Source organism: Martinezella sp. CNPSo 3890, from assembly GCF_057784455.1.
In genome coordinates, this window is record NZ_JBXSOR010000033.1 from 1 (window position 1) to 21,733 (window position 21,733).

Here is a 21,733-nt window from a genome sequence, read left to right on the forward strand (position 1 = left end):
ACGCGGTCGGGATATTTCGTGCTGAGGCCGCGGGTGACGCCGAAGACATCGCCTTTCGGATCTTCAATATCCTGCCCGAATAGGACAACTTCGGGGTTGGCGGCCAGCTGCTTGTCGAGAACGACATTAAGCGCCTCGCGCATCGTCAGCGTCGAGGCGGTCTCGTTGCCGCGATATTCTGCCTTCTTGCCGAAGGAAGCAGGGTAAGGAGCTTTGGCTTCCGGCTCGACCTTCGGGGCGTCTTCCTTGCGGGCAAGGGCGGCTTCCGCCTGCACTTCCGCAATCAATTCCCGTTCGATCTCTCGCAGAGCATCGGCATCGATGCCGGCCTTCTGCAGCATCGCCCGCAGATTTGGCAGCGGGTCGCGCGAGGAGCCCGCCTCGATTTCGAGCAGGGTGCGATAGGTCTTCTGATCGTCGGCATTGGTGTGGTCGGAAAGGCGCTCGACATTCAAAAGCACGATGCTTGGCGTGCGGTTGTTGCGGCTATGACGGACGGCCTTGCGGAAAGCGTCGCGCGATGCGGTGAGATCGTCGCCATCCGTGCGGATGATATCGATGCCGTAGAAAGAGGAGGCCGGGCCGGCGGGCAGATCGAAGAAGGTCTGTTTGCTTGTGCGCGTCGAGATGGAGAAGCTGTTGTCCTCGATGACGAAGACGACCGGATATTGGCTGCGCACGGCCTCGGCGACCGCTTCGAGGAATTCGCCCTGCTGCGTGGTGCCATCGCCGACACAACAGATGGCGATCGGCATGCCGGGCCTATGCTTCAGGGATGCCGCGACGCCGACGGCGTGCAGGGCATTGTTGCCGACGGGGCCGACGATCGACGTGATGTTGAGCGCGCGGGAAGACAGATGCGCGCTCATCTGCCGGCCGGCGGAATGAGAATTGGCTGTCGCAAGCAGGCTGGAAAAGAACTCACGAATGGGCATGCCGCGCGCCAGCATCAGGGCCTTGTCGCGATAATGCAGATGCAGCCAGTCGTCGTCCTGAAGGAATTCGTTGAGAAGCGCTGTGGACTCGTGGCCGGCGCCGGAAACGTGAAAATGTGCTATGCCCTGCTTGATGAATTCTCGCTCGAGCCGATCTATTTCTCTGGAAATGAAAAATATTCTGTGAAGTTGCTTAAGGTATTCTGTTGCAAACCTCCCTTCCATCTCAATGATTTTCCTGATCTTTCGTCTCAAATAAATGCTGGGAGTTAGGTAAACCCCCAGCCTGCCTTTTTCAATACACGTTAAATGACAAGATCTTCTCGGTTTGAAACCGAAATACGTATATTGCGGGGCTGCAATTTTTCACGATGTTTCTGTCCACAAGGCATGCGCGACAATGCCCCCGCCCAAACGCGAAACGGGTGCGCCTTTCGTGCATCTCGTCAACCCGATTTGCGCATCGAGGCGGCGGCACGTTGTCTTTCGGCGGCGGCCTTTGCGGCCTGTTCTTCCTTGAGAATCAGCTCTTTGGGCTTCTTGCCGATAATTTCCTTGCGGCCTTTTCGGGAGAAGGGTTGGATGAGCTGAGCGAGGAAACCCTTGGCTACCTTACCTGTGATGCCGATATCGGTCGAGGACGGACGCGGCGGGTTGTAGAAAGTGCCGAGAAGCTGATCCCAGATCACGAGGTTTTCCCCATAATTCGTATTTCCCTCGGCAAGAATCTTGGAATGATGCCAGCGATGGAGGCGTGGAGTCGAAAATATGAGGTCGAGCGGGCCGGTGCGCATGTCGACGTTACAATGCGTGAGCAGACCGATGAAAGCCGTAACCGCGCCGATCCAGAGGAAGACAGGCAACGGCGCGCCGAGCAGATAGAGCGGAATCTGACCGAGCGCGATCTTGAACAGCGTATCGATGACGTGAAAACGGCCTGTGTTGATGACCCATAGCCGTTCGACGCTGTGATGTAGCGCATGAAAGCGCCAGAGCGACAGATGCTCATGCGCCAGGCGATGCGCCATATAGAGGCCGAACTCCGCAATGACGAGGCCGAGTACTACCTGGAACGCCATGGGCCATTGATCCGGCCAGAAATGCGAATGGTAGCTCAACGCCGGCTGCGCGACCGTCGCGACCGCCATCGGGAAGGAGGTGCCGATCGCAGCGGCGATCTGTACGCCCCCCTTGTTCAGCAGCGTGTGGGCAATATCGTTGAACGTCTCACCATCGCGCTTCTGCCAGGTCTTCTCGTAAGGCATCAGCCGCTCGAAGAGGGCAATCACCGCCACTGTCGACAGATAGACGACGTTGAACCAGAGCAGATGCATATTCGATTCGAAGGCGAAATATGCACCGGTCAATCCGGCACAGAAGATGGCGGGCCACAGCAGGGAGGAAACAGCAGCGTAAAGACGCGAACTGCTTTGAAATGTCATTCCATCATCCTCAGATTCTGATCAGCGAAAAATTTACGCGTGAGTATGCGGGATATGTAGCGCGATGATTGTGGAGTCGAAAGCGAAATTTTTCCGTTCGCCAGCAACAGGTAGTTGGACAGGAGATCGAAACATGCGGATAGAGCAGGCAGCAGACGAATATCTGGAGGAGTGGACGCGATTGCGCGCCGAGCTTTGGCCAGATAGTTCGTACGAACATCATCGCGCGGAGCTGGCACAATTTCGCGCCAATGAAAATGCTGTTGCGTATCTCGCGATCGATTCTGCCGGTCATGTCGCCGGTTTTGCTGAAGCGACATTGCGGCACGATTACGTCAATGGCTGCAAGACGTCACCGGTTCTCTTCCTCGAAGGCATCTATGTGCGCCCTGAACATCGACGCGGAGGGGTGGCGCGGGCGCTCTGCGATGCAGTTGGTACGTGGGATCGGGCCGCCGGCTGCACGGAGTTCGCCTCGGATGCGCTGATCGACAATCTTGCGAGCCATGCCTTCCATGCGGCGCTCGGTTTTATCGAAACCAGGCGCGTGGTTTATTTTCGCAAGCTTCTATAGCCGGGGTTGGCACAGGCTGCTTTATGCGAACGTCAGCTTGGTCTTCTGCTGGCCAGCCTCATCGAAGTTCTCCAAGGCCAGCCAGCGTTCGTAACCGGCCTTCAGCCGCGGCCAGTCGGCGTCGATCATGGCAAACCAGGCGGTGTCACGGTTCTTGCCCTTCGCGACCATGTGCTGGCGGAAGATGCCTTCGAAAACGAAACCAAAGCGTTCCGCTGCTCGCTTCGACGGCTCATTGAGATTATTGCACTTCCATTCGAAGCGACGATAGCCAAGGGTATCGAAAACGTATGATGCAAACAGATAGAGCGTTTCGGTCGTCACGCGGCTGCGCGCGATGGCGGGTCCCCAGAGGATACTGCCGATCTCGATAACGCCATGCGTGTTGTCGATGCGCATCAGAGCCTGCCGGCCCTCGGCGCGTCCCGTGCGCTTGTCGATCGTCGCGAAGAAGAGCGGATCGGTGCCGGAAGCGGCTTTCTCGAGCCAGGGAGAGAAGGCGGCGTGATTAGCCGGCGCGTCTTCGAAAAGGTAGCGGAAACGATCTTCGGCGCCGGGGGCTCGAGCTGAAGCGTAAAGGTCCTCGCCGTGTCTGGCCGGCTCGATCGGCTCGATCCGGGTGTAGCGGCCTTCAAGGGTAATGCGCTCGGGGCGGGCGACGCCCTTCCAGTTCGTGAGATCCATATCAAAGTCCTTTGGTCATCAAATGCGGTTCAGCGAAGCCGGCCCGATTGTATCAGTTCCACAAGGGATTGTGGCAGCTCTATCCCGTCGGGCATGCCCGGCGCCGGTTGCGGCGGCACAAGGCGGCTTTCGATGGGCAGGATGCCGGCCCAGACAGGATGATCTGCCTCGTCCATATCGCCCGGCGGCCCGTTGCGGATTTTAGCCGAGGCCTCGTCGATTTTCATTCGCATCACCGAAGTCGCCTTGACCTCCTGCTTTGTCATCGGCCTGAGGCTGTCCCAGCGGCCGGGGAACAGGTCTTCGACGAAGCGACGCAGTGCATCCGTCTTTTCCTCGATGTCGTCGACCAGCCGAGCCGTGCCGAAGACCATGGCTGAGCGATAGTTGACGGAATGGTTAAAAGCCGAGCGGGCGAGCACATAGCCATCGATCATGCTGCAGGTCAGGCAGACCGGCATGTCCTCAGCAGCGCGCAGGAAGCGGCTGGCAGAGGAGCCGTGCCAATAGACGTAGTCGCCCTCGCGCCAATGCAGGGTCGGCGTCACATAGGGGGCGCCGTTGATGACGTAGCCGACGTGACAAAGCGGCGCGGCATCCAGAATCGCGTGAACATCGGCATGAGCGTGGCTGCCACGCTTCGGGCTGCGCCGCACGCGGGTACGCTCGGTGGTCGGGTAGGTGCCGGTATTAGGTGGATAGTGATCGGCCATGTCTTCCTCACAGATCGGGCGTTGATCTGTGTCAGCAAAGAGGTAGGCTATAAACGGCCAGTTTTTTGATTTTTAGCAGACCAGTTGAGGTTTCATGACAGAGGTGGCGCAGTGGCCGGCACTGGACCGGATTTCGGGCGATCTGGAAGGGCAAGTCTATCGCCTGATGCGCGACCGCATTCTTCGTGGTCAGATGTCCGCAGGGCAGCGCGTGCCGTCGACGCGGGCGATGGCCGTCTCGCTCGGCGTTGCGCGGTCGACCGTGGTCAATGCCTATGATCGGCTCAAGGCTGAAGGCTACCTGCGCTCGGCATCGGGTGCGGCGACACGCGTTGCGGCGTTCCCGACGACGTCATTGTCGGGTCAGGTCGCACCGCCGCCGCCAAATCTGCCACGGGTTACGGAATTCAAAAGGGGAGGCTTGTTCGAGCCGGGAGTGCCCGATGTCTCCAGCTTTCCCCATACCGCCTGGGCGCGTTGTCTCGGCGCCCGCGGTCGTTCATTGCGGGTACATGATCTCGGCTACAGCGATCATGGCGGCGTTCGCGAATTGCGCGAGGCAATCCTTGAGCATATCTCGGCAACGCGCGGCGTGGTTGCCCGTCCCGAGCAGATCGTGATCGTGCCGTCGACAGGTGCCGCGATCGGGTTGCTTGCGAGCGTGCTGCTTCAACTGGATCATCCGGGCGATGTCGCCTGGATGGAAGACCCGGGTTATGCCAGCGCGCAGGCGATCCTGCGCATGGCCGGAGCCAGCCTCGTGCCGGTGCCCTGCGACGCCGAGGGTATCGATGTCGCGCAAGGGGCCGGGCCATCGCCACGGCTGATCTATGTCACGCCCTCGCATCAATATCCGACCGGCGTCACCATGAGCCTGCCGCGTCGTCTCGCGTTGCTGGAATTTGCCCGCGCCAATGGCGCGATCGTGCTGGAAGACGATTACGACAGCGAGTTCCAATATGCATCGCGCCCGATTGCCGCCCTGCAAGGCATCGATCACGGCGAGGTGGTCGCTTATATCGGCACCTTCTCGAAGACGCTCGCGCCTGGTCTGCGCGTCGCTTATGCCGTCATTCCCTCACGGCTTCTGGCGGCGACCGAAGCGGCTCAACGGCTGAGAGGCGCCATCGTGCCCGTCCACATCCAGGCCGCCCTTGCCGATTTCATGCGTGAGGGGCGGTTTCGTGCGCATCTGAGGCATATGAACGGTATTTATGCGGAGCGCATGGCAGCAACCGTCGAGGCGCTTAGTCGCCATTGCCGCGCTGAACTCCAAGTCGGAGCTGGTGGCGGCGGGTTGCAGCTTGCCAGCTGGTTCCGCGATGCAGAGACCGATGATATCGCCGTCGCCCGGATCATCAATGCCAATGGCTTTGCTGTGCGGCCGATATCGGCGCTGTATCTCGGCTCCGCGCGACCCGGGCTGCTGCTCGGCATTGCCCGCATGGAGGCGTCCGCGGCGGATGCGGCGGCGGCGAAAATTGCGAGGCTGCTCGAAGTGGCGCTTCTCAGCGCCTGAGGAACATCACCCGATACTCGCGCGGTGTCATGCCTTTCAGCGCCCTGAACTGCCTGTTGAAATTGGCAAGCGAGGCATAGCCGACGGCATCGCTGATGTGGTGCACGGCCTGATCCGTGGAAGAGAGGCGGGCACAGGCATCGCCGATGCGCATGCGCATGAGATAATCCGATATCGTTCCGCCGGTATGACGGCGAAACATGCGGTGTAGGCCGGAGACGCTGAGCGCCGCGATATCGGCTAGCTCATCGAGGCTGATCGCGCGGGCATAATGAAGATGCATATGCGTCAGTACGCGGTCGATGCGCTCGCGGCTTTCCTTCAGGTCCGGTGCCTGCGCCGGCGCGCTTGCAAGCGGCGTCGCCTGCCGGTCCTCAGCGACCCTCACCAGAATGCCGAGCAGAGCCAAAAGGCGCTCGACGGGCGGCTTTTCGAAAATAGTTTCGAAGGAGGAGCGGACAGCGGCGGAGGTTGTCTGCGAAAAGCGGAGGCCATTATCTCCACGCTGCAGCATCGTTTCGATCGACCGGAATTCGATAGCGCCGCCCGTCATCTGCAAGAGCCAGTCGCGATTGAACCAAAGAACCAAGGCAATATGCGGCTTTTCTTCCTCGATCTTGGCGCGCGAAACCCAGCTATGCGGCAGATTGGGGCCGACGAGAACGAGATCGCCGTCACCATAGTCGCCGCTATGGTCGCCGATGAAGCGCTGGCCGATGGAATTCAGCGTCAGCGTCAGTTCGAATTCCGGATGATGATGCCATTGGAACGGAATGCAGTCGTCAAGCCTGCGGTTCAGCATGCTCCAGGATGCTTCCGGCGAACGGGGTAAAACTTCGAGATAAGGCCTCATTGGGCGTCCATAGTGAGATATAAGCCAGAATAGTATCAGATTTGGCCAGAGCCGGGCAACATTGCCTCGCCGATGGAAGCTACATCTTCCCTGTCACCCGAAACCAAAGGGGCCAGCGATATGGAGGAAACCGATGCAGCCTGCCTTGAAACGAGACGCGCACCCGACCGCATCAGCGGTCACCACGCAATTGAAGGATATTCAGAAGACATTGCCGCTCAGAGTGCTGTCGAAGGACGATTGGCAGCACTGGATCACGAAAGGCTATGTGATCGTGCGGCAGGCTGTCCCGGCTGCGAATGTCGAGCGGCTTGTCGAGCTTTTGTGGCGTTTTGACGAGAAGGATCCGAACGACCCCTCAACCTGGTATGCGCCACAGCGGCGCGAGCACAAGATGAAGGAGCTCAACAATACCGGCATGCTGGAGATCTATAATCACCAGTATCTCTGGGATAACCGAATGGAAAAGCGGATCTACGATGTCTTCGTCGACATCTGGGATCGCGAGGACCTTTGGGTCACCATCGATCGCGCCAATCTCAACCCGCCGAAGAAGGTGAAAGGCAACCCGAACGGCTTCATCCATTGGGATGTCGATACTTCGATCCGGCCGCTGCCGATCGGCGTTCAGGGTGTCCTGAGTCTGAAGAAACAGGATGGCGATGTCGGCGGATTCCAGTGCGTGCCGGAACTCTTCGAGCATTTCGAGGAATGGGAAAAGACGCAGCCGGCGGATCGCGATCCTATGCATCCTGACATGACGGGTCTCTCGGTCGTCAATATCGACATGGAGCCCGGCGACCTGATGATCTTCAACTCGCTGCTCGCGCACGGCGTTCGTCCGAACCATTCGGAGAACCGCGTTCGCATGGCGCAATATATCTCCATGCATCCGGCGGAATACGACAATATCGCCGAGCGCGAGGAACGGATCCGCCTGTGGAGGGAACTGGATTCCCCGAAGCGCGACGCCTTTCCGGGCGATCCTCGCGAATGGGAAAAGCACAATGCAACGACGGCCAAATTGACGCCGCTCGGTGAAAAGCTGTTAGGCCTCAAGCCTTGGTAAGCAGCGGAAGGCTGATTTTCTGAAAGACATCGAGCGGCCTTGGGCCGCTCGAAGCGTTTGTGGAGATTGGCGGGCAGGCGCAGGCCGTCAGATTTCGTTCCAGCGGCGGATGACCGGCTCGGTCAGATCATGCTCGTAGCCGAGCACGCTGATACTCGTGGTGTCGAGGATGAAATGCTCACCGCCCTCCGGCGGCAGGCCGACCCAGCGGGCGGCGAAGACCCGCAGGAAATGGGCGCTGGAAAAGATCAGGATAGAGCCTTCAATACCCCGAAGTTCGCCGATGATCCGATCGGCACGCGCGCCGACATCGGCGGCTGTTTCTCCATTCGGGCAGCCGTCGCGGAAGACTTGCCAGCCGGGACGTTCGGCAAGGATCGCCTTGGTGGTGATGCCCTCATAGGCGCCGTAATCCCACTCCGCCAGATCCTCCTTGACGACGCGGCGGTCACCGAAGCCGGCCAGCGCGCAGGTGTTTTGTGCGCGCTGCGACGGGCTGGACCAGACGGCGGCGAAATCGATCTGGGATAGGCGAGCGGCGAGCTTGCGGGCAGCTTCCTCGCCGGCAGCGGTCAGGGGAATATCGGTGCGGCCGGTATGCCGGCCGGAGAGGCTCCACTCCGTCTGTCCGTGGCGTACCAAATAGACTTCGGGATAGGCGCTGCTCATGCCGTTTCTCCTTTGCATTTGCCGTGCGAAATTCTTCGCATCTGCGAAAGCGTCTGTCGAGAGCTAAAGCGGATTGGCAGCTGACCCGACAACCCTCTGCAAATCCAAGCTCTTGCAGAGGGTTGTGAATCTCATCGTTTCACGGCGCGGCGAACGCTGTAGAGCAGAATGGCGAGGCAGCCGACCAATAGGAGAAACCCACCCGCGAGCGGTGGCAAGGCGAGAAACTCCACCGCTCCGGCAATCACGAGAATGAGGATGAGGCAGAGCGTGGCGAGGCTGCCGTCATCGATGAACATGCCGATAAGCTCGGACAGGGCGATACGCAGGACATTCATTGGGCTGCCTTTGCTGTTGGATTGCCGCGCAGGCCGCGGATGATGGCGTAGGAGGCAAGCGAGACGATCGCGAAGATGGCGATCAGGGCGAGATCCTCGCCCGGCCAATGCGCGCCAATGCCTTCACCGGCCCAGAAGATGCCGAAGCTCGTCAGCATGAGGCCGACGACGAATTTGAGGGTGTTTTCCGGCACAGTGGCGAGCGGGCGGTGGACCAGCAACCCGATCAGCATGACGAGCACGAAGGCGGCGAGCGCACCGAGGCCGGCATAGAGTGTCAGGCCATGCGCGCCGCCGACGGCGATGACGATGAAGACCACTTCGACACCTTCGAGCAGCACCGCCTTGAAGGCGGCAAGGCCGGCGAGATAATCGGCGCGGCGATTGGCGGACTGCGCCTCTAATGCCGCCGTCTCCTTAGAGAAGGCCGCCTCCTCGTCGTGCAGGGCGATGACGCCGAGCGAGCGGAGAATGGCTTTGCGCAGCCAGCGCATGCCGAACAGAATGAGGAGAACGCCGACGACGAATTGCAAGATTTCGATCGGGATCAGCGCCAGCAGTGGTCCGAAGATGAGAACGAGAGCTGCCAGCACCGCAAGGGCAAGCGTGGCACCCGTGAGCGCCGGGCGCCAGCTTCGTGTGACGCCGACAGCAAGGACGATGGTGAAGGCTTCGACGACTTCGACGAATGAGCCGAGGAACGACGCCGTCACCGTAGATAGAATGGGTGTGAGGCTGTTCATGAGATGATTCCCAAAATTCGGTTAGGGCTTTGAATGCGAATGGTATTTTCCGGATGATGATTCTTCATGTCTTGGATGAGCCGAGGCTTGGCCAAATGCCGATATTGCGTGCGCGCTGAACTTTGGCGTCGTTCACTTGCGTTTCCTCGTGCCGCGTTTGATCCATGATTTATCGAGCGCGCCACGCAGCTGGCTGAGCTGATCGAGGCTGTCGATGGCGGCATCCTTGGCCTTCGCGGCCAGCGCGACGATCAAGGATTCGATCAGCACCATAGTACCACCATGCATGGCGAGGTGGCCGGCATTGCCGCGCGGCACGGGTAGGATTTCGGCCACCTTGTCGGCAATCTGTAAACCGAGATCATCGCTGATGAGGATGACCGGCACCTCATACTTGCCGGCGTATTCCAGCAGCACTTCGACCTCACGATAGAGCGGGGCATAAGCCATCATCAGCACGACGTCGCCTTTGCTTATCCCAAGCAGACGGTCCGCCAGGGCAATGCCCGCTGCCGAGAGCGCATTGGTCGGCAGACCGATGCGGTTGAACTGCAGGCTGGCATAATCTGCCATGGCGCCCGACGGGCCGATGCCGAAGACATGACGTCGGGCTGCCTTGGCAAGACTATCGACGCAACGTTCGAAGCTTGCGGCAAATTCCTCGCGTCGCAGAACATCCAAAGCCTGCTCGTGCATACCGATGACATGGTGAAGCACATCGCCGGCCTGGCTGCCGGTTTCAGCCAGCGTGCGTTGCATCCGCATTCCGGGTGACGGCGTTCCCGTCAGCGCTTCAAGCAGGGCGGCCCGCAACATCGACAGGCTTTCGAAGCCGAGGGCGCGAGCGGTGCGGACGACCGTCGCGTCGCTGCTGCCGGCGAGCTGCGCGATCTGGGCGGCCGAATTCAACAGTGCGGCCTGCTTCTGATCGACGAAGAAACGGGCGATGCGTTGCTCGGCCGGTGTCAGCGTTTCCATCACATCGAGAACGCGGTTTTCGAAAGTGCGAGGTTTCCGTGTCGCTTCTGCCATCGGATATCTTTGTAGTGAATGTTACTAATTATATTATTTGTAGCATTTACTGCAAAAGAATGACAGCAGAAAGCAAAAGGCGCTTTGCTGCGTCGCAAAGCGCCCTTTTTTGATCGCGTTGAAAAGCAAGCGCATCAAGCTTGCTGCGACTATTCCGCCAAGGCCGCGCGCACCGCCGGGATCACCTTTTGGCCGTAAAGTTCGATACAACGCAGCATCTTGTCATGGCTGAGCGCACCGGCGCTGTATTTCAGCTGGAAGCGGCTGATGCCGAGCGTCTTGACGACCGGGGCGAGCTTGGCGGCGACGGTTTCCGGCGAGCCGACATAGAGCGAACCCTTTTCGATCTCGTTGTCGAATTCCGCACGCGTCATGGGCGGCCAGCCGCGCTCGCGACCGATGCGGTCGCGCATCGCTTTGAAGCAGGGCCACAGCTCCTCGCGCGCCTGCTCGTCCGTCTCGGCGACGTAGCCGGGTGAATGGATGCCGATCGGCTTGACGGGTTTGCCGAGCTGCTCGTAGGCGCGGTGATAGAGGTCGACATAGGGCTGGAAGCGATAGGGGCTGCCGCCAATGATCGCCAGCATCAGCGGCAGATCATAGTGAGCCGCACGCACCACCGATTCCGGGCTGCCGCCGACGCCGATCCAGGTCTTCAGTTGGCCGCTCTCGATGGTCGGAAAGACTTTCTGGTTGCGCAGCGGCGGGCGGATGCTGCCCTGCCAGTTTACCGGCTCGTTTTTAAGAAGGGCCGCGAACAGATCGAGCTTTTCCTCGAAGAGCTGCTCGTATTGCGACAGCTCGAAACCGAACAGCGGGAAGGACTCCGTAAACGAGCCACGGCCTAGGATGACCTCGGCACGGCCGTCCGAAACCGCGTTCAGGCTGGAGAAGCGCTGGAACACGCGGATCGGATCGTCCGAGCTTAGCACCGTCACGGCGGATCCCAGATGAATTTTCGATGTGCGGCTGGCGATCGCGGCCAGCATCGTTTCGGGCGAGGAGACCGCAAAATCCTCGCGGTGATGCTCGCCGATGCCGAAGAAGTCGATGCCGAGCTGATCGGCAAGGACGCCTTCCTCGACGACATTGCGCAGCACCTGCGCATGCGGCAGCGGTGCGCCCTTATCGTCGAAGGTCACATCGCCGAAAGTATCCAGGCCGAATTCGACATTATTTGTCGTCATGATTTTTCCTGTCATGTGTCGAAATGATAATGTTGAGACAGCATGTAGTGCCGCTCCCGACCATCCACTACCCGGAAAGTTTCGGCTGAAATCTTCGAAGAATTCGATATGCCGATGGCAATAGGCGATATTCGGCAATGCCGGCGTTGCGATCGGTGGCAGTCACGCCAATATTAGCTTCGACTTGAGCGCAGTTGGATTAAGGAGGAAACATATGGTCGCACTGAAAAAGGTGAACCTTACCAAAGCCTTTGCAGCCTTCGATGAGACTTGGAGTCCGCGCATCGGCGGTGATATCAACGATTTCCAGGTCAAGCTCACCAAGCTGGAAGGTGCATTCCATTGGCACCATCATGAGGAAGAGGATGAGCTCTTTCTGGTCGTCAAAGGCACACTGCGCATGAAGCTGCGCGAGGAAAACGGCGGCGATATCGTCCTTGGCCCTGGCGAATACATCATCGTTCCGCATGGGGTGGAGCATTGTCCAGTCGCCGAGCCGACCTGCGAAGTCGTGCTGTTCGAGCGCAATACGACGCTCAATACCGGCAATGTCGAAAACGAGCGGACGATCCGCGCGCCCAAGCATCTTTAAACGATCCCGATGGTCCGGCCGCCCGTCAAAGAGGGCTGCCGGACATTGCCCAATCCATCAGTTCAGCGCCAGCTTGTTCGACGGCGTGCGACAGGCCGCGAAAACATCCAGCTTCGGATCATAGACCTTCGTCGAGACGTCCGTCATGCCGAGAACGCTGTGGAAGATGTTGTCGTGAGAGTAGGTGCCCTCGGCGGCCTGCTTGGCTAGGCAGGCCATGTCGAAACCGGCGGTCTTGGCGAGATCGTCGGCCATCCATACCAGCATCGGCACATGCGTCTGCTGTGAAGGAGCGATGAAATAGGGCGTGCCGTGCAGATAGATGCCATTTTCACCGAGCGACTCGCCGTGATCGGAGAAATAGAGCACGGAGCCGGATATCGAGTCGGAGCGCTGCTTCAGCTTGTCGATCACCATGGCGACGATGTGATCCGTATAGAGGATCGTATTGTCATAGGCATTGGTGATTTCCTCCTGTGAGCAGGAGCTGAAGTCGTTGGAGCGGCAATCCGGCCGGAACAGGCGGAATTCTTCCGTGTAGCGCTGATAGTAGGCGGGGCCGTGACTGCCGAGCTGGTGCAGCACCAGCACGCTGTCGCCCTTCACCTTGTCCAGCCAGTCGTCGACCTTGTCGACGAGGATCTCGTCCTTGCATTCGCCGTCCTGGCAGAAGCGCGGATCGGCAGAGTGCGGCAGAAAGGTGTAGGAAACGCGATCGGTGACGTTGTAGCTGCCCGTGTCATTGTCGAGCCAGGTTACGTCGACCTTGGCATGGGTCAGGACATCGAGCAGGTTTTCCGTCTCTAGCCCCTTGCGATGGCTGTATTGTTGGCGCGTGTAGACCGAGAAGAGGCAGGGTATGGAGGTTGCTGTCGCCGTACCGCAGCTGGTGGTATTGGGGAAGTAGACGACATTGCGCTTTGCCAGTTCCGGATTGGTCATCTTGGCATAGCCGCCGAGCGAGAAGTTCTGTGCGCGGGCCGTCTCTCCGGCGACTATGATCGTGACGCGCGGCTTGCCCTTGTCGACGATGCCGACCCTATGGGCGTCCGTGCCCAATGGCTGTGCGACGACGTTTGCGTTTCTTTGCGTATCTATGACGTAACGCACCGCACTTGTGATCGGCATCACCGGATTGAGGGTATCCATCAGGTCGCGATGAGCGCGGCCGACGCCAGCATAAGTCTTATAGAAGGTCGTCCCGGCGATGACGAAGATCGCCGAGCAGGCGAGGATGACGGCGGTATTGTAGGCGAGTTTCTTGAAGATCGGGCGATGGACGATCCGGACCCATGCGACGACAAGCGACGGCAAGATGCCTGTCAGCAAAACATAGGTGACGAAGCGCGTCGTAATCAGATGGCCGCTTTCCGCGCCTGTCGAAACAGCCGCATTGCGGATCATCTCCTTGTCGATGATGACGCCGAACTGGTCGTTGAACCAGGACGATACCGATGCCACCAGAATGAAGAAGATCAGGGCCGGCTTCGTGACGTATTTGGCGGAGAAGAGCGTGAAGAGCGCCATGATGGCTGCGGAAATACCGATGACGAAGGCGGCAAAAGCGGCCGGGTCAGCGATAAAATAGCCATAGGACTTCGTCCAGAACATCCTGTTTGTCACAAGAAGTACATAAAGCGTGGCTATAAGGCACAGTGTGACACTGCCGATTGCTGGCCGGAATATCTGTCGGCCAGATGATGCGTTTTCGCTGGTCAATGGTTGTCTCCGAGGCGTGGGCTATCGGCGGGGTGCCTGTAAACCCATCACTGCAGGATGGCGCTTTGGCTGTTGAAGCCGGCCACCATGGTTACCAATCCTGACATTTACCTGAATGACAAGCTTTTGTGCAGGGCTATTTCGGACCTGATTCCGATTGTCGTCTTTTTTGCCGGCTTCATATCCGGAGTTCAGGTCGCCGTCAGAAATAGGCATCATAGCTGCTTGATTGCAACTGGGGATGCAATCGTGCGGCTTCTATTGGTCGAAGACAATATACTCATAGGCAATGCCGTACAGGATCATCTGCGTGCGGAGGGGTGGTCGGTCGACTGGTCCATGGATTTGGAATCCGCCAGGGGGGCCGTCGCGGCCGAAACCCACGACGTGATGCTACTTGATCTTCGCTTGCCCGATGGCAGCGGCCTCGATCTGCTCAAGCTCATGGAAGCGCGCGGGGAAACGACCCCAGTCATTGTCATGTCGGCCTATGATCAGCTGTCGGACCAGATGACGGCCATGAATATCGGTGCCGTCGACTATCTCGTGAAGCCTTTTGCGCTAAGCGAGATGGCGGTTCGCGTACGCAAGGCGGCAAGACGCCGCCGCTTGATCCGCATGCGCAACGCTGGCTGAGCCGACGGCTTTCAGGGCCGGGCTGTCGTTCCCGACCGCAGGAGATCGAGCACAGCGATGGTTGCGGCAAAGACCACCAACGACAAGAGCCAGCCCAGGACCGCGTCGGACAGATAGTGGGCTCCGGTCATCACGCGCATGATCGGCATCATGATCGAGACGGCAGCCAGGGGAATGCCGAGCGGAAAACGCAGGCGCGGCGGCAGCAGCAAGACGAGGCAAAGCAGCCAGCCGGCAGACGACGCCTCGCCGGAGACGAAAGAGCAATTTCCAAGACACCGGCCGGCAAACGAGCCTGCCTGGACAAAATCCAGCGAGCCGCCGAAAAGATCCGTGCTGCGCGGTCTCGGCCTGCCGCTGTAGCTCTTAAGCAGCGTGTTGACGATGAGGCCGCAGCCGATGACAAGCGATATCAGTGCAGCGATGTACCGATCCGTTTTCAGCGTCCGCCAGCCTGCACCGAATTTGCGCCAGGACGAGATTAGGTTGGCAATCAGGACGACGACGGCGATATAGGGCAGGGCGAGCGTCACATCTCGCACGATCTCGAAGATACGGTTCTTGGCCAGCGCAAAGGCGCCGCAGACTTCACCCGGAATGACGGCGGATGCGCAGGGCGTAGCAGTGAAGACACTCTTCGCGACGACGAGATCGATATTGGGAAATCGATAGAAGACGAACAGCAGCACCCACCAGAGCGCGAAGAGCGCGAGAAACACAAAAAAGGATCTGCTGACAGGAGCGGTCCGTTTTGTGTAAGCAATGGAGTTGTCGTACATCGTAGACGCTGGCCACTGTCTGAACAGGTTCAAAACAAGTGCCCGTTCGCGTTGTGCAAACGCCCAAAGGCCACTATCGGGCGTCTTTTATGACAGAAGCCTGACAGTAACCTGAAAGATCAAACGGTTAAGAAAGTCTCTTGAGGCTCGGTAGCCCGCTAAAGCGACTGCAGCGGTTGACGGTGCCTTTCTCTATTGTGTGCGGTGAGTTATTCGCCGGTCTTGAAATAGGCTTCCAGCCGGTAACCATCGGGATCGATAACGAAGGCGGCATAGTAGAACTGGCTGTAGTCGGGCCGGATGCCCGGCTTGCCATTGTCTTCGCCGCCATTGGCGATGCCGGCGGCATGAAAGGCGTCGACGGCTGCCTGGCTTGGCGCCACGAAACAGAAATGCAGGCCGGAACCGCGATCGGCGGGAACGGGACGTTCCACCTCACTGACCCAGAACTGGGCACGCTCCGCCCCATATCCAACCGTGCCATCGAAGTTGGTGACGCGCTCGTAGCCAAGCGGAGAAAGGGCTGCGTCATAAAATTTCTGCGCCCGCGTCAGGTCTTTGACGCCGATCGAAATATGGTCGAACATGAAAACGAGCTCCTGCCGTATTGTCTGCAGAGCTTTGCGGAAGGTACGCCCTGGAGAAGCGCCGGCTTTCGAAAGTCCGCAGGTCGAATTCGTCTCACCATCTTGCAACGGTCATGGGAAGTCAACAAAACGAAGCGATGGACCGTCCGGTCGCTTGCCCCGGGTGTTTCGTCTATAAATGGTCGAAGGATGCCGCTCCCGGTGAGATCAGCGGATTGGGAGCGGGATTTTTCGATGCTCGGCCGCGATGCGAATTTTTCAAAACGACTGTCGATTTCCGGAGAGCAGCTTCGTCGTCAATATGAGCGAGTTTATTGAGCGGCAATGGTGCCGGCGCCTCGCTTCCGGAGGATATTTCCATGCGTTTCATGTCTATCGTCACATCCACCGATTTCATGCATCCGACGCCGGAGCTTGCCGAGGCCATGCACAAGCTCGCCGATCGGGAAATCAAGGCCGGCCGCATGATCGATACGGCGGGGCTGATGCCCCTTGCGACGGGCGCCCGCGTCACGATCAAGGATCGCAAGCTGAGTGTCGTCGACGGTCCCTTCGTGGAGGCCAAGGAGGTCGTCGGCGGTTATGCCATCTTCGAACTGCAGAGCAAGGAGGAGGCCGTAGCGCTGGCAGTCGAGTTCATGCAATTGCACAAGGATTTTATGCCCGGTTGGGAAGGCACATGTGAGGTGCGCGCCTACTTCGAGCCAAATGCCGAAGGTGTATGCGACCCGCTCGCCGAAGCAAGGGCATGATGCTTTCGATTCGTGGCCGGAGCGGGCGGCCTTGACAGCCGCCGGCACCCACCGAGCGATCCTTGCCGTCTGGCGGATCGAACAACCGCGGCTCATCACCAGCTTGGCGCGATTGTTGCGCGACGTGCCGCTGGCTGAGGATCTGACACAGGAAGCGCTTGTTGTCGCCTTGGAGCGATGGCCGGAAACGGGCATCCCCGAGCGCCCCGGCGCTTGGCTTATGACCACTGCCAGGCGTCGGGCGCTGGACCATTTGCGTCGCCGGCGAATGCTCGACCAGAAGCACGAGATGATCGTTCGAGAGATGGAGGAGGAAGAGCAGATCATGCCCGACCTGGACACCCCTCTCGATGACGACATCGGCGATGAAATGCTGCGCTTGATCTTCACGGCATGCCATCCGCTGATCTCGTGCGAGCCGCGGGTGGCGCTTGCCTTGCGGATGATCTGCGGTCTGACGACCGAGGAAATCGCCAGGGCGTTTCTGGTGTCGGAGGCAACGATCGCGCAGCGCATCGTCCGCGCCAAGAAGACATTGTCGGAATCGGGACTTTCCTATGAAACGCCACACGGCGAGGAGCTGTCGCAGCGTCTCGCCTCGGTGCTGGAGGTGGTTTATCTGATCTTCAACGAGGGATATACGGCCGCGCGCGGCGAGAATTGGATGCGGCTGCAATTGTGCAGCGAAGCGCTGCGGCTCGGGCGAATATTGACGTCCGTGGCACCGCAGGAGCCGGAGGCACATGCATTGCTGGCCCTGATGGAGCTGAACGGATCTCGCGCGGCGGCCAGGACGGATACCGACGGCAATCCGATTTTGCTGCTCGATCAAAATCGCGACCGCTGGGATCGGCTGCAGATCCAGCGAGGTCTGCAGGCCTTGCGACGGGTACAGGAACTTGGCGGCGCCGGCGGGGTTTATGCCTTGCAAGCCGCGATCGTCGCCTGTCACGCGAGAGCGAGGACAGCTGATGAAACCGACTGGAGGCGGATTGCCGATCTCTATGCGGAACTTGCCGAGCTTGTTCCTTCCCCGATCGTCCAACTCAATCGTGCTGTCGCCGTGGGCATGGCCGAGGGTCCCGAGGTGGCGTTAGACATCATCGACGGTCTCCGCGATGAACCTGCACTGAAGGACTATCATCTTCTGTCGAGCGTTCGCGGCGATCTTCTCCGCAAGCTTGGCCGATGCGATGAAGCGCGGCAAGCCTTTGAGGCGGCGGCCGCACTTGCTGAAAATCGGAGAGAGCGTGATTTCCTGATGCGCCGTGCTGCCGAAGCCGCCGACACAGGGAAGGATTGACCCGCCGGAGAGGCGGGTCATCTTGCTTGGAACTATTCTGCAGCCTGATAATTCGTGGCCCTTGCCGCGGATGAGCGCGGGCCGACGGCGGCGAGCAGCGTGATGGCGGCAGCGAGGATCGTCACGAAACCGATGCCGGCAATATAGGGGTTCCAGCCGAAGCTCGGAGCCGCACTGAAGACGGCCGATGCCGCCGCCAGGATGATGCCGCCGCCGATCTGGAAGGAGGCAAACAGCATGCCCGAAGCCAGGCCGGATTCATCGTCGCCGACGTCTGAGAGGGCTGCAACCTGGATCGACGGATAGGTCATGGCGTAGCCGACGCCGAGCAGGAGCTGCGAAATGGCGACGAGTACCATCGTATCGATATGCCCGGCCGACAGCACCCAGAACAGATAGCTGATGGCCTGCAATCCCACGCCGAAGGTCATCAGCAAGGTCGTACCGCGGTTCTGGCCGATCGTCGCAAAGCGCGGTGCCAGGAACATCACGCAAGTGCCGCCTATGGCGAAGGCGAAACCCGTGGCGAAGGCCGACCAGCCGACGACGGTCTGGTAATAGAGCGTCGCGATGAACTGGAAGCCGACATAGGCTCCCTGGTACAGCGCGGCGACGGCATTGGCATGGCTGAGCTTGGTGCGGCGGAACATGGCAAGCGGCACCATCGGATCGTGATGGCGCGACTCTACGACCAGGAACAGCAGGATCAGGATCAATGCGGCAAGGAGCGAGCCCCAGGTCGCGAAGGCCTGCCAGCCATCGGCGGCGGCATTGGTGACGCCGAAGACGAAGAGCAGCAGGCCGGGGGTGATCGTCAGGGCGCCGGCCCAGTCGAAGCGGGCCCGCGGGCCGCCGCGTTTGTGATCGGCTGGCAGGACGAGCGGAGCAATGATTAGCGCCAGGATGGCGATGGGAGCTCCCATGACGAGGGTCGCGCGCCAGCTGATGAGGGTTGCCGCTCCACCCAGTACCATGCCAAGCACGAAGCCGGCAGCACCGGTGGATGAGAAGACGCCGAGCGCCTTCGCGCGGGCATTGCCGTCTCCGAAGACGGAGAGAAGAAGGGCCAGTGCCGCCGGCGCTGTGAAGGCGGCCGCGATGCCCTTGATCAGGCGAGCAGCGATCAGGGTCGGGGCGCTGTCGACGAAGCCGCCGGCAATGCTGGCGGCGGCGAAGATGCCGAGCGACCAGAGGAAGACGCGACGGTGGCCGAAGAGATCGGCAACGCGGCCGCCGAGCAGCAGAAAGCCGCCGTATCCGAGCACATAGGCACTAACGGCCCATTGCAGCGAGGTCGCCTGCATGCCGAGCTCTTTCTGGATTGCGGGCAGGGCCACCCCAATGGTGGAGACGTCCATGGCGTCGAGGAAATTGGCGGCGCATAGCAGCAGCAACGCCAATCCCGCCCCGCTTCGGGTTTGGGAAGAAGTCATCGGGATCGTTCCTTTCTGTGCTGCCGCCTTTTTGGGAGGTTGAAAACGGCAGGGAACGAGAAAATGTACATCTTCAAACCCTATTGCAAATTGATAGTAACCATGTCAGGTATTACTCATAATGATGAATGATGCCACGCTTCGAAAGATCGATCTCAATCTGCTGCTCGCCTTCTCCGTGCTGATGCAGGAGCGGAACGTGAGCCGCGCGGCCGAGCGGCTGCTGCTCGGCCAGCCTGGTCTTTCCGCAGCCCTTCGCCGGCTGCGCGAGACGCTGGATGATGAATTGTTCGTGCGCGTCGGGCGCAGTTTGCAGCCGACGCCGCGGGCGCTGGCGATTGCGCCGGCGATCGAGGATGCGCTCTCCGGCATCGAACGCGCCATTCGTCCGCCGGCAGCCTTCGATCCCGAAAACTGGCATGGCGAGTTCCGCATCGGGCTTTGCGACAATCTCGAATCCTCCTTCTTCGGACCGCTGGTGGCGCGGTTGCGCCGGCTTGCGCCGAATGCGCGACTGACCAGCGTGGCGTTCGACCGGCGCGACGCTGTGCGCCTGCTGGACGAAGGCGCCTTTGACTTCAGCATCTCGGTGCATGACGAGCCGGCCTCCTGGCATGTACGCGCGCCGCTGTTCGAGCAGGCTTCGCTCTGCATCTATGATGGCCGGCATCTCAAATGCGCGACACCGCTGAGTCTGAAGCATTTCGCCAGCGCGCCGCACGTGACCGTTTCGCTGGAAGGTGCCACATCTACCGGCGTCGACGTCGCTCTCGCGCGCCTGGGCCATCGCCGGCAGGTTGTCGCGACGGTTCCCCGCTTTTCCGCACTGCCGTCGACGCTCCGGGCTATCCCAGCCATTGCGACGGTTCCAGAAGCCATTGCCCGCTGCATGGCACAATTGCACGACCTGACGATTTCAGAGCCGCCGTTCGAGCTGCCGGCCGATCCGGTGACGATGCTCTATCGCCGCGTCGATCAGGCTGACAGCCGTTCGGTATGGTTCCGCCGCCTTTTCGTTGATGTCGTCAAGGAAGCTCTCGAGGCCAGCGGGTGCCGCATGGGCGTCTCCACGGATGCTTGCTGCTACGATCCGCCTGAACTTGCCGAGGCGGTATGATGCTTCGAGGAGAGGGACGATGATCCGGCATACGCCGCGCCTGTCCCTACGGGTGCCGGAGGAGCGGGATCTCGACTTCGTCACGGCTTTGTTTGCGCGGCCGGAGCTGGTCGCCCATCGGCCCGATCCAACGCCGGATTCGCCTGCGGAAAGTGCCCGGCGGCTCGCTCGGGATCAGGCGCACTGGCGCGTAAACGGCTTCGGGCGCTGGGCGATCGAAACGGAAGGGCGGCTGATCGGCTTTGGCGGCGTTACCGTCTCTACGGAATTCGAGGGGCTCAATCTCTCCTATCACCTGCACCCCGATTATTGGGGAAGCGGCTACGCAACGGAACTGGTGACGGAGGCATTGGCCTTCGCCGGACATGATCTGCGGGCGACACGCGTTATCGGGCTGGTTCGGCCCGTCAATGTTGCCTCTCGGCGCGTTCTGGAAAAATGCGGCTTCGGTTTCGAGCGGGAGGTCATGCTGCATGGAGCGCCGACTCATCTCCTGTCCTTCAAGTTGCCGGTCGCGAGCGCCGGCGAACAGGACTAGCCGTCCGGATAGGGCATGCCATCCTTATGCACGAAACGGCCGTCCGTGCTGGAGCTCATCATGTCGACGTCCGAGCAGGTGATGAGATCGGTCGGTGAGCGCGTACCGGCCTCGAGATAGATGGCCGTGCTATTCGATTTGTTGATCATATGATGGCCGTTGCCGGAGCCCTTCGGGAAGGCCGCGCAATCGCCGGCGCGCAGCACCGTCTCGCCATCATCCTCGATCAGCGTCAGCTCGCCTTCCAGCACATAGATGAATTCATCCTCCTCTGAATGCCAATGCCGCTGGCTCGACCAGTTGCCTGGCGGCAGCCGCATCAGGTTGACGCCGAAATCCCTAAGGCCGCCGGCATCGCCCAGTCGCTGCCTGACGCGCTCGGTGGAGTGATCATTGAAAGGAGCGGGATAGCGCGTGCCCTTGATTTCCGGCACGGCTGCAACATCGATCTTCGGCATGATGATCCTGCCTGCGATTTGCCAAGGGTGGATATGCTGTTTGTGCGGTTTCAAGTCTAAC

The 21,733-nt window shown here is 60.0% G+C and carries 24 protein-coding genes; 9 read left to right on the forward strand and 15 right to left on the reverse strand.

The window, feature by feature from the left end:
* Positions 1–1,160 (reverse strand): thiamine pyrophosphate-dependent dehydrogenase E1 component subunit alpha (locus AC13RC_RS33615; RefSeq protein ID WP_488559741.1); only part of this gene is annotated, 1,160 nt, incomplete at its 3' end.
* Between the two features lie 221 nt (positions 1,161–1,381).
* Positions 1,382–2,377, reverse strand: a complete 996-nt coding sequence (gene olsE, locus AC13RC_RS33620; RefSeq protein WP_145316346.1) for an ornithine lipid hydroxylase OlsE — start codon at positions 2,375–2,377, stop codon at positions 1,382–1,384.
* Positions 2,378–2,510: 133 nt separating this feature from the next.
* Here olsE and aac(6') point away from each other — a divergent pair, with 133 nt between their 5' ends.
* Positions 2,511–2,951, forward strand: a complete 441-nt coding sequence (aac(6'), locus tag AC13RC_RS33625; RefSeq protein ID WP_145632198.1) for an aminoglycoside 6'-N-acetyltransferase — start codon at positions 2,511–2,513, stop codon at positions 2,949–2,951.
* Between the two features lie 21 nt (positions 2,952–2,972).
* Here the strand turns inward: aac(6') and AC13RC_RS33630 are convergent, their stop codons facing one another.
* Together AC13RC_RS33630 and AC13RC_RS33635 are read right to left on the reverse strand one after the other, a co-directional pair.
* Entirely contained in the window at positions 2,973–3,635 is a 663-nt protein-coding gene (locus tag AC13RC_RS33630; protein ID WP_488559742.1) for a GNAT family N-acetyltransferase, read from the reverse strand.
* 29 nt (positions 3,636–3,664) lie between these two features.
* Positions 3,665–4,348 (reverse strand): pyridoxamine 5'-phosphate oxidase family protein, encoded by a 684-nt coding sequence (locus AC13RC_RS33635; protein WP_488559743.1) that lies wholly within the window; start codon positions 4,346–4,348, stop codon positions 3,665–3,667.
* A gap of 94 nt (positions 4,349–4,442) precedes the next feature.
* On the opposite strand from AC13RC_RS33635, the gene pdxR reads away from it, so the two are divergent.
* On the forward strand, positions 4,443–5,867 hold the full coding sequence (pdxR, locus tag AC13RC_RS33640) for a MocR-like pyridoxine biosynthesis transcription factor PdxR (protein ID WP_488559744.1): 1,425 nt from the start codon (positions 4,443–4,445) through the stop codon (positions 5,865–5,867).
* On the opposite strand, the gene AC13RC_RS33645 is transcribed toward pdxR, so the two are convergent.
* The gene (locus AC13RC_RS33645; RefSeq protein WP_488559745.1) at positions 5,857–6,720 is read right to left on the reverse strand and encodes a helix-turn-helix domain-containing protein; all 864 of its coding nucleotides are present in this window, start codon (positions 6,718–6,720) and stop codon (positions 5,857–5,859) included. The two genes, pdxR and AC13RC_RS33645, sit on opposite strands and share 11 nt — an antisense overlap.
* A 133-nt stretch (positions 6,721–6,853) precedes the next feature.
* Between AC13RC_RS33645 and AC13RC_RS33650 the strand changes: the two genes are divergently transcribed.
* Positions 6,854–7,789, forward strand: a complete 936-nt coding sequence (locus tag AC13RC_RS33650; RefSeq protein WP_488493444.1) for a phytanoyl-CoA dioxygenase family protein — start codon at positions 6,854–6,856, stop codon at positions 7,787–7,789.
* Positions 7,790–7,876: 87 nt separating this feature from the next.
* Here the strand turns inward: AC13RC_RS33650 and AC13RC_RS33655 are convergent, their stop codons facing one another.
* The 5 genes from AC13RC_RS33655 to AC13RC_RS33675 all read right to left on the reverse strand — a co-directional run bounded on the left by AC13RC_RS33655 (position 7,877) and on the right by AC13RC_RS33675 (position 11,758).
* On the reverse strand, positions 7,877–8,458 hold the full coding sequence (locus AC13RC_RS33655) for a histidine phosphatase family protein (protein ID WP_488559746.1): 582 nt from the start codon (positions 8,456–8,458) through the stop codon (positions 7,877–7,879).
* Positions 8,459–8,589: 131 nt separating this feature from the next.
* A complete protein-coding gene (locus AC13RC_RS33660) occupies positions 8,590–8,796 on the reverse strand; it encodes a hypothetical protein (RefSeq protein ID WP_113395429.1) in 207 nt (68 codons plus the stop codon).
* A complete protein-coding gene (locus tag AC13RC_RS33665) occupies positions 8,793–9,539 on the reverse strand; it encodes a COG4280 domain-containing protein (RefSeq protein ID WP_488559747.1) in 747 nt (248 codons plus the stop codon). Before AC13RC_RS33665 ends, AC13RC_RS33660 begins: the two co-directional genes overlap by 4 nt.
* A gap of 132 nt (positions 9,540–9,671) precedes the next feature.
* Positions 9,672–10,571 (reverse strand): MurR/RpiR family transcriptional regulator, encoded by a 900-nt coding sequence (locus AC13RC_RS33670; protein ID WP_488559748.1) that lies wholly within the window; start codon positions 10,569–10,571, stop codon positions 9,672–9,674.
* 149 nt (positions 10,572–10,720) lie between these two features.
* Positions 10,721–11,758: an LLM class flavin-dependent oxidoreductase gene (locus AC13RC_RS33675; protein ID WP_488559749.1), complete on the reverse strand. Its 1,038-nt coding sequence runs from the start codon at positions 11,756–11,758 to the stop codon at positions 10,721–10,723.
* A gap of 214 nt (positions 11,759–11,972) precedes the next feature.
* On the opposite strand from AC13RC_RS33675, the gene AC13RC_RS33680 reads away from it, so the two are divergent.
* Positions 11,973–12,350 (forward strand): cupin domain-containing protein, encoded by a 378-nt coding sequence (locus AC13RC_RS33680; protein ID WP_113330184.1) that lies wholly within the window; start codon positions 11,973–11,975, stop codon positions 12,348–12,350.
* Between the two features lie 57 nt (positions 12,351–12,407).
* On the opposite strand, the gene AC13RC_RS33685 is transcribed toward AC13RC_RS33680, so the two are convergent.
* A complete protein-coding gene (locus AC13RC_RS33685; RefSeq protein ID WP_488559750.1) occupies positions 12,408–13,961 on the reverse strand; it encodes a phosphoethanolamine transferase in 1,554 nt (517 codons plus the stop codon).
* A gap of 357 nt (positions 13,962–14,318) precedes the next feature.
* Between AC13RC_RS33685 and AC13RC_RS33690 the strand changes: the two genes are divergently transcribed.
* Complete coding sequence (locus AC13RC_RS33690; protein WP_488559751.1) at positions 14,319–14,705, forward strand: response regulator; 387 nt, start codon at positions 14,319–14,321, stop codon at positions 14,703–14,705.
* 11 nt (positions 14,706–14,716) lie between these two features.
* Here the strand turns inward: AC13RC_RS33690 and AC13RC_RS33695 are convergent, their stop codons facing one another.
* A complete protein-coding gene (locus AC13RC_RS33695; RefSeq protein ID WP_269245126.1) occupies positions 14,717–15,424 on the reverse strand; it encodes a phosphatase PAP2 family protein in 708 nt (235 codons plus the stop codon).
* 269 nt (positions 15,425–15,693) lie between these two features.
* A complete protein-coding gene (locus AC13RC_RS33700) occupies positions 15,694–16,071 on the reverse strand; it encodes a VOC family protein (protein WP_113330181.1) in 378 nt (125 codons plus the stop codon).
* A 359-nt stretch (positions 16,072–16,430) separates the two neighbouring features.
* Here AC13RC_RS33700 and AC13RC_RS33705 point away from each other — a divergent pair, with 359 nt between their 5' ends.
* Both AC13RC_RS33705 and AC13RC_RS33710 read left to right on the forward strand, forming a co-directional pair.
* Positions 16,431–16,823 carry a YciI family protein gene (locus tag AC13RC_RS33705; protein WP_069612795.1) on the forward strand — a complete coding sequence of 131 codons (393 nt, stop codon included), beginning with the start codon at positions 16,431–16,433 and terminating at the stop codon, positions 16,821–16,823.
* A 31-nt stretch (positions 16,824–16,854) separates the two neighbouring features.
* Positions 16,855–18,126 (forward strand): RNA polymerase sigma factor, encoded by a 1,272-nt coding sequence (locus AC13RC_RS33710; RefSeq protein WP_488559752.1) that lies wholly within the window; start codon positions 16,855–16,857, stop codon positions 18,124–18,126.
* A 32-nt stretch (positions 18,127–18,158) separates the two neighbouring features.
* On the opposite strand, the gene AC13RC_RS33715 is transcribed toward AC13RC_RS33710, so the two are convergent.
* Positions 18,159–19,559 carry an MFS transporter gene (locus AC13RC_RS33715; protein ID WP_488559753.1) on the reverse strand — a complete coding sequence of 467 codons (1,401 nt, stop codon included), beginning with the start codon at positions 19,557–19,559 and terminating at the stop codon, positions 18,159–18,161.
* A 121-nt stretch (positions 19,560–19,680) separates the two neighbouring features.
* Between AC13RC_RS33715 and AC13RC_RS33720 the strand changes: the two genes are divergently transcribed.
* Both AC13RC_RS33720 and AC13RC_RS33725 read left to right on the forward strand, forming a co-directional pair.
* Positions 19,681–20,676 carry a LysR family transcriptional regulator gene (locus AC13RC_RS33720; RefSeq protein ID WP_488559754.1) on the forward strand — a complete coding sequence of 332 codons (996 nt, stop codon included), beginning with the start codon at positions 19,681–19,683 and terminating at the stop codon, positions 20,674–20,676.
* A 19-nt stretch (positions 20,677–20,695) separates the two neighbouring features.
* The gene (locus tag AC13RC_RS33725; RefSeq protein WP_145632237.1) at positions 20,696–21,214 is read left to right on the forward strand and encodes a GNAT family N-acetyltransferase; all 519 of its coding nucleotides are present in this window, start codon (positions 20,696–20,698) and stop codon (positions 21,212–21,214) included.
* On the opposite strand, the gene AC13RC_RS33730 is transcribed toward AC13RC_RS33725, so the two are convergent.
* The gene (locus tag AC13RC_RS33730) at positions 21,211–21,672 is read right to left on the reverse strand and encodes a cupin domain-containing protein (protein ID WP_488559755.1); all 462 of its coding nucleotides are present in this window, start codon (positions 21,670–21,672) and stop codon (positions 21,211–21,213) included. The two genes, AC13RC_RS33725 and AC13RC_RS33730, sit on opposite strands and share 4 nt — an antisense overlap.
* Positions 21,673–21,733 lie beyond the last annotated feature (61 nt).

Coding starts and splice junctions, on each gene's coding strand:
- olsE (WP_145316346.1), bottom strand. CDS start 2,377: ATGACATTTCAAAGCAGTTCGCGTCTTTACGCTGCTGTTTCCTCCCTG.
- AC13RC_RS33630 (WP_488559742.1), bottom strand. CDS start 3,635: ATGGATCTCACGAACTGGAAGGGCGTCGCCCGCCCCGAGCGCATTACC.
- AC13RC_RS33635 (WP_488559743.1), bottom strand. CDS start 4,348: ATGGCCGATCACTATCCACCTAATACCGGCACCTACCCGACCACCGAG.
- pdxR (WP_488559744.1), top strand. CDS start 4,443: ATGACAGAGGTGGCGCAGTGGCCGGCACTGGACCGGATTTCGGGCGAT.
- AC13RC_RS33645 (WP_488559745.1), bottom strand. CDS start 6,720: ATGAGGCCTTATCTCGAAGTTTTACCCCGTTCGCCGGAAGCATCCTGG.
- AC13RC_RS33650 (WP_488493444.1), top strand. CDS start 6,854: ATGCAGCCTGCCTTGAAACGAGACGCGCACCCGACCGCATCAGCGGTC.
- AC13RC_RS33655 (WP_488559746.1), bottom strand. CDS start 8,458: ATGAGCAGCGCCTATCCCGAAGTCTATTTGGTACGCCACGGACAGACG.
- AC13RC_RS33660 (WP_113395429.1), bottom strand. CDS start 8,796: ATGAATGTCCTGCGTATCGCCCTGTCCGAGCTTATCGGCATGTTCATC.
- AC13RC_RS33665 (WP_488559747.1), bottom strand. CDS start 9,539: ATGAACAGCCTCACACCCATTCTATCTACGGTGACGGCGTCGTTCCTC.
- AC13RC_RS33670 (WP_488559748.1), bottom strand. CDS start 10,571: ATGGCAGAAGCGACACGGAAACCTCGCACTTTCGAAAACCGCGTTCTC.
- AC13RC_RS33675 (WP_488559749.1), bottom strand. CDS start 11,758: ATGACGACAAATAATGTCGAATTCGGCCTGGATACTTTCGGCGATGTG.
- AC13RC_RS33680 (WP_113330184.1), top strand. CDS start 11,973: ATGGTCGCACTGAAAAAGGTGAACCTTACCAAAGCCTTTGCAGCCTTC.
- AC13RC_RS33685 (WP_488559750.1), bottom strand. CDS start 13,961: ATGTTCTGGACGAAGTCCTATGGCTATTTTATCGCTGACCCGGCCGCT.
- AC13RC_RS33700 (WP_113330181.1), bottom strand. CDS start 16,071: ATGTTCGACCATATTTCGATCGGCGTCAAAGACCTGACGCGGGCGCAG.
- AC13RC_RS33705 (WP_069612795.1), top strand. CDS start 16,431: ATGCGTTTCATGTCTATCGTCACATCCACCGATTTCATGCATCCGACG.
- AC13RC_RS33715 (WP_488559753.1), bottom strand. CDS start 19,559: ATGACTTCTTCCCAAACCCGAAGCGGGGCGGGATTGGCGTTGCTGCTG.
- AC13RC_RS33720 (WP_488559754.1), top strand. CDS start 19,681: ATGATGAATGATGCCACGCTTCGAAAGATCGATCTCAATCTGCTGCTC.
- AC13RC_RS33725 (WP_145632237.1), top strand. CDS start 20,696: ATGATCCGGCATACGCCGCGCCTGTCCCTACGGGTGCCGGAGGAGCGG.
- AC13RC_RS33730 (WP_488559755.1), bottom strand. CDS start 21,672: ATGCCGAAGATCGATGTTGCAGCCGTGCCGGAAATCAAGGGCACGCGC.